At 50.7% G+C, this 11,717-nt stretch carries 9 protein-coding genes; 3 read left to right on the plus strand and 6 right to left on the minus strand.

Annotation, left to right across the window (positions count from 1 at the left end; all coding sequences use genetic code 11):
• Positions 1 to 86 precede the first annotated feature (86 nt).
• Positions 87 to 1,514 (minus strand): extracellular solute-binding protein, encoded by a 1,428-nt coding sequence (locus tag AC6RNO_RS22195; protein ID WP_497106789.1) that lies wholly within the window; start codon positions 1,512 to 1,514, stop codon positions 87 to 89.
• Positions 1,515 to 1,602: 88 nt separating this feature from the next.
• Positions 1,603 to 3,528, minus strand: a complete 1,926-nt coding sequence (locus AC6RNO_RS22200) for a beta-L-arabinofuranosidase domain-containing protein (protein WP_497106790.1) — start codon at positions 3,526 to 3,528, stop codon at positions 1,603 to 1,605.
• A 119-nt stretch (positions 3,529 to 3,647) separates the two neighbouring features.
• Between AC6RNO_RS22200 and AC6RNO_RS22205 the strand changes: the two genes are divergently transcribed.
• Entirely contained in the window at positions 3,648 to 4,544 is an 897-nt protein-coding gene (locus tag AC6RNO_RS22205) for a helix-turn-helix domain-containing protein (RefSeq protein ID WP_497106791.1), read from the plus strand.
• A 65-nt stretch (positions 4,545 to 4,609) separates the two neighbouring features.
• On the opposite strand, the gene AC6RNO_RS22210 is transcribed toward AC6RNO_RS22205, so the two are convergent.
• Positions 4,610 to 5,584, minus strand: a complete 975-nt coding sequence (locus AC6RNO_RS22210; protein ID WP_497106824.1) for a mannonate dehydratase — start codon at positions 5,582 to 5,584, stop codon at positions 4,610 to 4,612.
• Between the two features lie 204 nt (positions 5,585 to 5,788).
• Here AC6RNO_RS22210 and AC6RNO_RS22215 point away from each other — a divergent pair, with 204 nt between their 5' ends.
• Together AC6RNO_RS22215 and AC6RNO_RS22220 are read left to right on the plus strand one after the other, a co-directional pair.
• Positions 5,789 to 6,643, plus strand: coding sequence for an RraA family protein (locus AC6RNO_RS22215; protein ID WP_497106792.1), 855 nt, complete (start codon positions 5,789 to 5,791; stop codon positions 6,641 to 6,643).
• A 521-nt stretch (positions 6,644 to 7,164) separates the two neighbouring features.
• The gene (locus tag AC6RNO_RS22220) at positions 7,165 to 8,049 is read left to right on the plus strand and encodes a transposase (RefSeq protein WP_488437194.1); all 885 of its coding nucleotides are present in this window, start codon (positions 7,165 to 7,167) and stop codon (positions 8,047 to 8,049) included.
• Positions 8,050 to 8,350: 301 nt separating this feature from the next.
• On the opposite strand, the gene AC6RNO_RS22225 is transcribed toward AC6RNO_RS22220, so the two are convergent.
• From AC6RNO_RS22225 to AC6RNO_RS22235, 3 genes are all read right to left on the minus strand, one after another.
• Complete coding sequence (locus tag AC6RNO_RS22225) at positions 8,351 to 9,457, minus strand: helix-turn-helix domain-containing protein (protein WP_488437193.1); 1,107 nt, start codon at positions 9,455 to 9,457, stop codon at positions 8,351 to 8,353.
• Positions 9,458 to 9,772: 315 nt separating this feature from the next.
• Entirely contained in the window at positions 9,773 to 10,825 is a 1,053-nt protein-coding gene (gene bglB / locus AC6RNO_RS22230; protein ID WP_497106793.1) for a beta-galactosidase BglB, read from the minus strand.
• 23 nt (positions 10,826 to 10,848) lie between these two features.
• A complete protein-coding gene (locus tag AC6RNO_RS22235) occupies positions 10,849 to 11,667 on the minus strand; it encodes a polysaccharide deacetylase family protein (RefSeq protein ID WP_488437191.1) in 819 nt (272 codons plus the stop codon).
• Positions 11,668 to 11,717 lie beyond the last annotated feature (50 nt).

Here is an 11,717-nt window from a genome sequence, read left to right on the forward strand (position 1 = left end):
CGGGCCGTCAACGTAATCGCTTACAGAGGCAATCGGGCTGCCGCTGCCTCTGTAGGCGTTTTTTATATAACCAGCTCCGGCTGCGATCAGTTCGCTTTGCCGCTTTCGAAGATCGGCTTGATTTTCGGCATCATTTCAGCGATCGCGTCCTTCGCCGATTTGGTGCCCAGCCATACCGGATCAAGCCCCGGATTCAGCACATCGCTGATGCGGCTGTACGTCGGCAGGAAGAACCATGGCGTCGGATAAGTCGCCTTGAGCGCGTAGTCGATAACCGCTGTTTTGTACTCCGGCGGATGAACCGGCGACTGCGTCCAGCGCTTGATTTTGTCCTGGTCGGTATACCAGCTCATCTCCGTCGGCATCCATACGCCGCTGTCGATGTTCGCCAAGTTTTTCTCCGTATCCATCAGCCATTTGTACAGCTCGATCGCTTCTTTCGCATGCTTCGTGTTTTTGTAGATGACGATCGGCGTTCCGGTATTGGTCGTCGCCGGCTTTTTAAAGATCGGAAGCACGCCGACGCCGTTTTTCAAGCCGTTTTTCAGCTGCGGATTGATGTTGACCAGCTCCCATTGGCCGGACGTGACCATGGCTACTTTTTTGGACAGCAGCAGTTGGCCTACGTCGCCGGGAAGCCCGGAAGATTGGGCCGCTGTCGGGGAGACGTGCTCCACGTTGGACAGATCGGCGATTTTTTGTATAGCCTCGATCGTTTCCGGCTTGTCGAGCAGCAGTTCCTTGCCGTCCTGGCTCACTTCGCCGCCGCCGTTGCTGATGGCGAACGGTGTCCAGAAAAAGTCCGCGCTTTTGCTGATGTTGATGCCGTATTGAACGATGTTTTTCGGGTCAAATCCCGCTTCGCCCGGATGCTTCCCGTTTTTGTCCTTCGTCAATTTTTTCGCGACGTCGAGCATTTGATCCCAGGTCCACGCCTTCTCTGTCTCTGCCGGAGGATAAGGGATTTTGGCCTCATCGAACATATCTTTGTTATAGTGCAAAATAATAACTTCGTTCGCTACGCTGTAGCCCAGCAGCTTGCCGTCGGGCGATACGAATTTGTTGCTTTCGATCTTCGGCGTAACCGACCCGTCCTTGTAGTACGGGGACAAATCCATCAAAATGCCGGACTCGGCATATTTCAGCGCCTGCGCTTCCAACATCGTGCTGACGTCGGGAAGCGTATTCGAAGCAGCCATGGCGCTTAATTTGGCGCCAAATTCGCTCAGCGCCACGTTCTGGTAGTCGACTTTGATGTTTGGATGCGCTTTCTCGAATGCGTCCAGGCTGACCCGCGTCGATTTGGCCTCCTCGTTGTTGGCCCAGTCCGTAAAGCGGATGGTGACTTTGTCCCCGCCGCTGTCGGGCGCTTTCGTCTGCGCTCCTGCGGACGGCGCCGCCGACGCCCCCGTTCCTGAAGCCGACGGCGTATTCGTCGTCGAGCTGCAGCCGGCGGCGACGGAAGCCGCCAATAAGGTTACGGTTCCCGCTTTCATGAATCCTTTGAATTTCACATGAACCCCTCCATTATTAGTTTCCATGAATATACTTAACCTTTTCAGGTTGAAGCCACAATCCCTCTTCTCCGGCAGGATTCCGGACTTATTGCTCGCGGACCCACACGGCCATCTCCCCCCGCCCCCGGTTCGCCCAGGCAAAATAAGGGATGAACGCTGCGGTGACAGACTGCTTTTGAAAATTTACGTCGTATCCATACAACGATCCGCCCCAATTTTCAGCTTGCACTCTGTATGCGGGCACTTGAATCGTTTGAACGCCGCCAAGCAAATTCCGGTCAAAATGCACCTCTTCACCGGAGCCGCTGTTCAGCACAATCTGGTGCAAATTCGCTCCGTTATCGGCTTCTTCCAGGCAGTAGACCATCGGACCGCGCTGCAGAGCCGTTTTGCCCATCGTATCCCGAATGAGCGGATGGCCTTTCACCCGGCTGACGGACATCGGCAGGCTTAGCTCCAACACATCGTCCGGGCGCCACTCCCGGCTTATGTGCAAATATCCGTCCGCGAGCCGGCCGCCCGTTTGAATCTCCTCCCCGTTGATTCGAAGCTTCGCTTCTTTGCACCAACGAGGCACCCTGCAGGCCAGGTCAAAATGAACCGGCCGTTCCGTCCGGATGTCAAACCGGATCTCTCCGTCCCAAGGAAACTTGGACGTTTGCGTCAAGCGGACCGGTTGACCGTCGATTTCGGTTTCCGCTTCGCTACCTATATAAAGATGCGTATAAATCGTCTTGTCTTTGGCCGAGTAAATGTAGCGCCCCAGCGAAGCGAGCAATCTCGCGATATTCGGCGGGCAGCAAGCGCATCCGAACCAGCCCTGGCGCTCCGGTTTTACATGGTGCATGTTGTGGTTCTTGTCACAAGCGTCAGGCCACACTTCAAGCGGATTGACGTAGAAAAAATGCCTCCCGTCGCGGGACATGCCGCCGAGAACCGTATTGTACAAAGCCAGCTCCATCACATCGGCGTATTCGCTTTTCGGTTCGATCGCAAGCATTCTTTGCGCGAAAAAAATGAGTCCGATCGAGGCGCATGTTTCCGCATAAGCCGTATCGCCGGGCAAGTCGTAGTCGAGCGTAAAAGACTCCCCGTGCGCCATGGAGCCGATCCCTCCCGTAACGTACATGCGCTTCGTTACGATGTTGTTCCAAAGAGTGAGGCATGCCTGCAGCAGCTCCCGGTCCCCGGTTTCCGCCGCCACGTCCGCCATCCCGGCGCATAAATACGCGACGCGGACAGCGTGGCCTTCCGCCGTTGTTTGCTGCCTGACCGGCAGATGGGCCTGGCTGTAAGACAGATCGTGCGCCATATCCAGCTGCGGAAAATGCACCTGGCCGCCCCGGCGCTCGAACTCCCACGCGTAGAAGCCGGGCTCCCGGCCCCGCTCATCCAAAAAATATTTGCTGAGCGTCAAATATTTCTCATTCCCTGTCACGCGATACAGCTTGACAAGCGCCAGCTCGATTTCTTCATGGCCGTCATAGCCATGGATCTGATCTTCCCCCGGACCGAACGCTTCATCGATACAGTCGGCCAGCCGGCAGGCGACGTCCAAAATTTTTCGTTTCCTTGTCGCCTGATAATAAGCGACCGCCGCCTCGATCATGTGCCCTGCGCAGTACAGCTCGTGGCATTCCGCCAGGTTCGTCCACCTGCCGTCAGGCTCTTTCAACGTAAAGTAGGTGTTCAAGTACCCGTCCTTCTGCTGGGCGCTGGCGATCAGCTCGATCACTTCATCCGCCAAGCGCTCCAATTCCGGGTCCTTTCCGGTTTCCAGCAAGTAGCTGACGGCTTCCAGCCATTTGGCTACGTCGCTGTCCTGAAAAACCATGCCATAGTACTCCCCATGCTCAAGTCCGGCGGCTATTTTGAAATTCTGAATCGCATGGCTGGGCTCCGCCCCCTCCACCCGGTCATTCAACGCTTCCCACTGATAAGGGACGACAACTTCCCGAACCAATCGAATATATTCGGACCAAAATGCGTCCGCAATCTGCACGTTAATCATTTTATAAATACCACCTTTTAAGTAAGCGCTTTTATTATCATGATACATGTAGTAACATAGTATTTATATATCCTTTTACAACTATATTTTTAAATATTTCAACCTTTTGGAGGTATGCTATGAGCTCACCGATTCTTCATTTCATCTCACCGCCGGTCCCCTATTTCATCGATTGCGGCAGAGCTTCTTACCATAAGGGAGAGTACCATATAAGCAGAAAACAAATCGGAGTGTTCGACTTGATCGTGGTCACCAAAGGCACTTTGCATCTGGGAGAAAGGGATACCGAATGGGCGATCGGGCAAGGGGAAGCTTTCATTCTCAGACCCGATTCGAGCCATTTCGGCACGCTGCCGTGCGAGAGCGATACGGAGATCATCTGGATTCATTTTCAGACATTCGGAGCCTGGAGCGAATGCAACTGCATGGACGTTTGCCTGGAAAATCAGGCCGCCCTCATCGACAATCATAAGAAGATGGCTTATTTGAACCACAGCGAGGTTTGTTCGATTTTCATTCCTAAATTTATGAAGCTGTCATCGAAAGCGATGGACATACTGGAGCAATTTTTCCAGCTCGACGAAGAACCGAGGTCTTTGAGAAACTGGAAAAGACAGACGGCTTTTCAGCTTTTTTTTCAGCACATCGACAGGGATTTTGCCGCAGCTTCGGATGTGACCGCATTCCATCTAGCCGAAAAAGTGGAGCTCTATCTCCGCCAAAACTATACGCAAAAAATTACAAATTCCCAACTGCAAAAAGATTTGAACTACCATCCCAACTATTTGGCCAAATGCATGCTAAAAGTATACGGAATGACGCCCATGGATTACTTGCAGCAGTATCGCATCGAGCAAGCCAAGAAGCTGCTGATTCAAACCAAATGGTCCATGACGCGCATCGCGGAAGAAGTCGGATTTCAGCATGGCTCTTACTTTTCCTACTGCTTTTCCAGCAAAGAAGGCATGTCCCCGCTCAACTATCGAAAAAAATGCACCGGGCAGCCCGCAGAATGAACAAAACGGCGGCCCTTCAGGCAAAAGAAAACCGGCATCCGCCTAATCGCAGATGCCGGTGAATTTTAGTTCCGACGCGCATGGCAAGCCGCCGCTTCCATGAGGCCTTTGATATAGCCTACGCCATACAAACGGCCTAACAGTTCGTAACCGGGATTGGCGTTGTCCTCCCCTTCCATCGTTGGAACATGATCGGGTCTCGCCGGGCCGTCGTAACCCAGCTCGTAGTACAGCTTCATCGCTTCCAGCATGTTCGTTTTGCCGTCGTCATGGAACGTTTCTTCGAACCGCTCCGCGTTGCCCCGCACATCGCGAAAATGAACGAAGAAGACTTTACCCTGCGCCGAAAATCGGCGGATAACAGCGGGAATATCCTCACCGGCCGCAGCCAGCGTGCCTTGACACAGCGTAATCCCGCTGTAAGCGCTCGGCACGAGGTCGATAGCGCGCTGCAAAGCATCGGCGCTCGTCAATATCCGCGATACGCCGCGGATCGGGGAGATCGGCGGATCGTCCGGATGCAGAGCCAGCTTGACCTTCGCCTTTTCAGCTACCGGGACAATCCGCTCCAGATAATACTTCAGGTTGTCCCACAGCTTCTCCTCGCTGACGATCCCCGCTTCCGTAAGCGGAGCGTCCTTCATCAAAGCGTGATCATAGCTCGACACAAGCGCCCCTCCCCGCGTGCGGGTCGTTGTCGAAGTGCGAAACCAACCGAATTGAGCCATAAAATTATAGCAGAGAACCGGGATACCTAACGCGCCCATATGGGTAATCAACTGCTGCATGACCTCAATTTCCTCGTCTCTGCCCGGCAGCCCCAGTTTAATTTTATTCGTCGGAGGCGCTGACTCGATCACGAGCAGTTCAATGCCAAAATCCTCGAACCGCTTTTTCATATGCATAAGATTGACAAAATCCCACGGTTTCGTACCGTGCTCCGCTTCAGGAAGCGGCCCCACCGCATAATTGACACCCATCTGTTTAGCCAAATGCCACAGCCGATTCGGCTTTGAAGTAAAAAACTCCGCTAATTGCATCACCGCACGCACCCTTCCAAATGAAATTCTACAGCCATTTTAGCAAAGCGGATTTTGCCTGCACAGGCGACGATTTTATGATAATGTTTGATATTTTTCATCGCTGTAAAATACTCCCCCGGATCGTAAAAAATTCACTGTCGACAATCCCTTATTTTTCTTTACCATAAGACATAATAACCGTGAGAAAAGAGGGATGCGAACATGAAATACGACGATCCTGAAACCATCAAACAGCTTACTCCGCTATGGCAAGGCGACAGATTTCCGAACGGACGGCCGCGGGTTCCGGACGACATTTTACACAGGATGACAAGAATTACATTGGAGGAAGCATGGGGGCCCCTTTGGAACGCCGGCTACCGCTACCAGTTTGAAGGCGATTTTAAAATCATCCATCCGAACAAAATAATGGCGGGCAGAGCGGTGACAGCCGTACTCGTGCCAAAACGCCCCGACCTCCACGAAACATTGCTGAACTACGGTCATCAACAGGAAGGCAGAAGCGGTTTTTTCAATCAGTGGGTCATCGATATTTTGGAGGAAGGCGATGTGGCAGTCGTCGACATGTTCGATAAAGTGTACGAAGGAACATTCGTAGGCGGCAACCTGTCCACGGCAATCGCGGCGAAAACCAAAACAGGCGGCGCCGTCATTTGGGGAGGCATTCGCGACAATCAACAGGTCGAAAAAATAGAAGGCATCAACGTCTATTACCGTGGCAGCGATCCTACGGCCATTGGCGATGTATCGTTAGTCGGCCTAAATACGCCTTGCAGAATCGGACGAGCCATCTGCATGCCCGGCGACGTTGTGCTGGGCACTCCGTCCGGGGTCATCTTTATTCCGCCGCATCTGGCCGAACCTGCGCTCATCCAAGCGGAAAAATCCCAGGTCCGCGACATATTCGGCTTCGTCCGCCTGAAAGAAGGAGCCTACACAACAGCCCAAATCGACTCCCCCTGGACAACCGCCATTTGGAACGACTTTCTCACATGGTTCGAAACAACCGGAGACGCCGCCCCCTACCGGCACTTAGAGTGGACCAACGAGCTGTAGGAAGCCAGATAATACAAACAAAGGACCGGAGGTTCAAGCCTCCAGTCCTTCTTAGATGTCCCCGAGCGCACCTTTTATCCATCCTCCTACAGAGACAAAATACTTCGCTATCCCCTTTGCTCAGATACAAGATGCTTCCCCTGACGACATACCCTTTCGACCGCTTTCCTACTACTCAGATTCGGCTTGCTTATATCCCAATAGTCATCCCTCTTAGCACTATCCCCTTTACTCAGATACAGAAGGCCGTATCCCGCTGTTCTTCCTTTCAGTCACTATCCCAATTACTCAGACGTAAGAGGCTGTATCCTGGAGACTTACCTATCAGACACTAACCCCAATTATTCAAACGCAGGATGCCGTATCTCAACGATGCCCCTTCCGACCACTATCCCTTTTGCTCAGTGGCGCAACTTTACTTTTTAAAAATTTTCACCAAACCACTTGAAACAAGAACAAATGTTTGGTAACATGTAAAAAGAACATATGTTTGCTTTTTGGCGTTGGGAGGGGGCAAATCGATGGATGAAATGAACTGTAGTGTGTCTTTAGAGCAGTTTTGTCAGCATTTTGCTACTGAAGAAGCATGTGTGGAGTATTTGTTTCAGACGAAATGGCCTATCGGGTTTGTTTGCCCTCGATGCGGACACCAACATGCCTATGTGACAGGCACACGGCGGCTCCCGCTTTACGAATGCCGGCATTGCCGCCACCAAACGTCGCTTACTGCAGGCACGATCCTGGAAGGTAGCCGGACGGATTTGCGCAAATGGTTGATTGCTATGTTCCTAGTTTCCCGCCCCGCCGATCAGGGCATTAACGCAGTAGAACTCTCAAAAATCATTCAAGTTACATATAAAACAGCCTGGCTGATCCTCCACAAAATACGCAAAATGATTAGTGAGGCCGACCAATCCGCTCTGTTGTCCGGCATTGTAAGGATTAATTCCGCCATCTACGGAAAACCGTACAATCCCTCTATTCGGAAGCATCCGCAGGAGCACTATTTTCTCATCGGCTCTTCGCTTAACGAGCACGGAGAATCCAATTACTTGAAAATGAAGCTGATTTCAGAGGCAAACATTCACAACAGCGTTATTTTACGGTCTGAAGACGCCACATTTATTAAGAAGCATGTAGAACCTCAAACTAGCGATGTCCAAATCATAACCGGCCGCTATAGCCCCAAACGCTTCCGCTCCTTATTAGCCATTGCCGCTCAAGCCGGCAAGTGGATCAATAAAAATTTTCATGGAATTGGACATAAATACTTGCAAAACTATCTGGACGAATTCAGCTACCGTTTGAATCTCTCCATTCGTACCGAGCCGCCATTCCCCCATTTAACACGAATATGTTTCGCTACTTCTCCATCAGTTTCACAAGTTGCGAAAATCGCATCATAGTCCCTACAGGGAGTTTAGATTGGATTAATGACTGGTTTAGAGTAGCTTCAAGAGAGATTCAAAATCCGAGAGTCAGTTATCATGGGTCAACTATCATGGTAGTGTTTTTTAATATTGGTTTGTGCGTTGTATCTGAGTTGATGGGATAGTGGTCATAAGCAGTGGTTGAAAGTATATCATCTCGTCTCACTCCTCCCCTCCACATACCATGCTTTTAAGTTTCTTAGGTTCTTAACCTGGTCTGATCTTGCTGTTTGTGCTGTGTTTCTTGTGCCGTTTCGTCGGCTGCTTTGGCAAATATTTATCGGTGGTACGATTCTCTGTAGTCGCTTGGGGATAGGCCGACTTTCTTTTTGAAGATTTGGCTAAAGTAACGGGAGTCTTGATAGCCTACTTTTTCGGCGACTTCATAGTTTTTGAGGTAAGTGTTGCGGAGCAGTTGTTTGGCTTTGTTCATTCGGATTTCTGTCAGTTGTTCGATAAAGGTTTTGCCTGTGTTCATTTTGAACAGCAGGCTCAGGTAAGTTGGCGTCATGTAGACTTTTTGCGCCATATTGTGCAGGGTTGCGTGTTCGCAGTATTTTTCCATGTTCTGAATCGTTTTTTGAATGATGCTGGAGTGTGCGCTGTTGTATTTTTGCGAGATGGCATGGCCGAGTTGTTCGAGGCATTTTCGGACATGGGTGATTACTTCCTGAAGCGTGTTCATCCGTACAATTGAAACGATATCGAATTGGCGGCAGTCAAGATCGCTGCCGAATTCCGATGCGGCTCTCTTTTCGATTCCGATTAATAAGCGAATTGATATTTCGTAAATTTCATTGACTGCAACGGTGCCGTTTTGAAGGATGGTTTTGTAAAAAGCTTCGATTTCTTGATGCAGCTCCGCGTTTTTGCACCCGGACATCAGCGCAGTGAACAGCGCCTTCTCCAGAGCGTCCGGGTATTCACAGGCTTGCCGGTTCTCTTTGATGTCGTCGTAATACGCGACTTTCCCATGCCCGAGGTAGAACATGTGCTGCAGGGCGCGCGAAGCTTGCCGATAAGATTCATAGATGCAATCCAGATGATCGGACGGTTTGCCGACTCCGATATTTACCTTGCAGGTAGGATATTGAACGATTTTTTCCTGAAGCAGTTCGGCCATTCCCTTTGAATGCCACGAGAATAGTATACCTATCCGGTCCAAGCCGTCCATAAAAACAAAAACGTCGTTACTGTCAGACAAGGTTAGTTTGAGAAAATGTGCAAGCTTCTCCAGTTCCTTGTACAAACCGTTCTCGACGTTATGGAGTTCTGACAGTTCAACTAAAGCAATGGCGGGAAATATATAAGAATGGCTCAAATCCCGAGCGGAAAGTTTTTCATTCAAGCTGCGTTCACTCATGGAGTCTGAATAGACGAACATCTCCCAATCCCTCTTTCGAAAAAACTGGATTTTTACGAACGAGAAAGAAACCGTTTTCAGTTACTCTCTGATTTATTTTATTATGGAATTGAAATTCAGTCAACTTAATTATAGGTTTTGTTATGTTTACTTTTTATAGTTATGTTTACTCTTCAAAGAAAATTGATTGTTACTTTAGAGGAATCCGAAGAAATCGGGGCGGGGGGTTGATAGCGGGGTTTGATATTCGAAGCTGAACTGTGTACAACGCATCATGGCTGATCGCAGCCGATTTCACTAAATTCAATCGGGCGTCAGCCATGTAATTTTGTAAACTTATGATTGGGGAGAGAGCTCCATCGCTTCGGACAGCAGCATGATTGCCAGTGCCTGGCCATACGCTGTGGGTGTAAGCGGAATTGCTTTGTAATGATCGTCGTTCATGCCGATCGCTGTGCCATATGATACTCCGGTGACGGTTCCGTCTTCGCCGATCCGGTTAACGACGGCTTCGAGCGCTTTGCGTCCCGTTTCTTTAAAGCGTTCAGGGAGGTAGCCGAGGCGGATCCCCTTAAGAATGCCATAACCAAAACCGGCTGTGGCCGAGGTTTCGACGTAGGAACCCGGGTCCATGAGCAGCGTATGCCACATGCCGTCCGGCTCCTGCAGCTCGCTCAGCCGCTCGACCTGGGCGTGCAGCGTTTCCAGTAAGTATCGTTTCAGCGCCCCTTCAAGCCCTGTCAGCTCAAGGAACTCCACAACGCTGGATGTGAACCAGCAGTTCCCGCGGGCCCACAGCGACTTGCCGTACGCGTGCCTGCCGATAAAGTTCCAGCCGTGATACCAGAGGCCTGTCGGCGTATCATACAAGTATTTGATATGTAGCAAAAACTGATATTCGGCTTCTTCCTGCAGTTCTTTTTTGCCGGTGATTTGTCCCATTTTCGCTAAAAACAGCACGGTCATGAACAGCGTATCGTCCCAAAGCTGCCTGTCGTTCGCATCGAGTATCGTAATATGCTGAAGGCCGCCTTCTTCCGTCCTCGGCATGCCGTTCATGATCCAATCCGTCCACTCCAGGCAAGTATTCAGGTATGATTCATTGCGGCTTATTTCGTAAATATGCGCCATCGTCAGCAAGGGGGCTACGGTGTTCACATTTTTGCTGGGCAGGCCCTCCTGCATGTGACGGTCGAACCAATCGGTCATGAAAGTCAAATACGCTTCGCGTCCGGTGCGCCGGTAATATTTGTACAGCCCGAACAGAGCCACGCCGACAGGCCATTCCCAAGTATCGAAATTCATGTGGTCGTTCGAATTGTCTTTATTGGCTGAAATCATTCGTTCAAATACTCGCTTGAGCAGTTCTTCCGCCTGCAAGGTTTGCATAGGTTTGGTGCCTCCTCTATTCGTTAAGTTTGTACCGGTATTGCCGTAAGTCTTGTTTGACTGCCGCCCTTCACTTCCATAATATGTTGATCGACGCTGAGCCATACGGATGACGAGGACGGATTGTACACAAAATCCTGTGCAGCCGAAAACTTAAGCCGATGAAACGCTTGAAAGTAATCCACGATTTCCATGTTCGTCGCGTACCAAATATCGTCTCTGCCGCCGGCAAGCTCGCAAAATTGCTCAATCAGCTCCCAGTTGTTGTCCGTATCGAATTCATAGCTGTGCCCCCATACGTACATTAAATACAGATACTGCTGTTTGTGCAGAGCTATGAAGCTTTCGGCAAGCGGCAGCAGGTTGTCTTTATGGTGACAGGTCGGCTTCCACTCCAGCCAATCGTCGGGAATGCCAAAGTCTTTCGTCGTTTGCACGACTCGGGCGTACTCGATTCCGAGGTGCGGGAGCATGTCTTTGATTTGCTTGTTGAACGAACCGTTCGGATAAGACATGCCTCTCACCGTATATCCGAAAGTTTGCTCCAGTCTTTTGCGGTCTTCCATGATTTCATGGACGAGCTGCTCTTTGGGGCAGCGCGCAATGGTCGGATGGGTCAGCGTATGGGCGGAAACCTCGTGCCCCTGATACAGCGAAGGAGCCTCGGCCTCCGTGAGGCGGTCGCCTTCGCCGAACATCCCCGAATTCAAGTGGAACGTCCCCTTGATCCCGTTCCGGTTAAATATGCCGACCAGCCTCCGGTCAGCCGCTCTGCCGTCATCGTAGCTCATCGTAAGCGCTTTATGTTTTCCGTTCGGATAACATAACAATATTTTGGGCATCTCGCACCGCCTCTTTTCTTATTAAAAAGATTGCTTCTCCTGCAAATTAT

Source organism: Paenibacillus sp. sgz302190, assembly GCF_059820445.1.

Bases quoted from the DNA above. Each gene is read 5' to 3' on its own strand.
- AC6RNO_RS22200 (WP_497106790.1), bottom strand. From the start codon at position 3,528: ATGATTAACGTGCAGATTGCGGACGCATTTTGGTCCGAATATATTCGA.
- AC6RNO_RS22205 (WP_497106791.1), top strand. From the start codon at position 3,648: ATGAGCTCACCGATTCTTCATTTCATCTCACCGCCGGTCCCCTATTTC.
- AC6RNO_RS22210 (WP_497106824.1), bottom strand. From the start codon at position 5,584: ATGCAATTAGCGGAGTTTTTTACTTCAAAGCCGAATCGGCTGTGGCAT.
- AC6RNO_RS22215 (WP_497106792.1), top strand. From the start codon at position 5,789: ATGAAATACGACGATCCTGAAACCATCAAACAGCTTACTCCGCTATGG.
- AC6RNO_RS22220 (WP_488437194.1), top strand. From the start codon at position 7,165: ATGGATGAAATGAACTGTAGTGTGTCTTTAGAGCAGTTTTGTCAGCAT.
- AC6RNO_RS22225 (WP_488437193.1), bottom strand. From the start codon at position 9,457: ATGTTCGTCTATTCAGACTCCATGAGTGAACGCAGCTTGAATGAAAAA.
- bglB (WP_497106793.1), bottom strand. From the start codon at position 10,825: ATGCAAACCTTGCAGGCGGAAGAACTGCTCAAGCGAGTATTTGAACGA.
- AC6RNO_RS22235 (WP_488437191.1), bottom strand. From the start codon at position 11,667: ATGCCCAAAATATTGTTATGTTATCCGAACGGAAAACATAAAGCGCTT.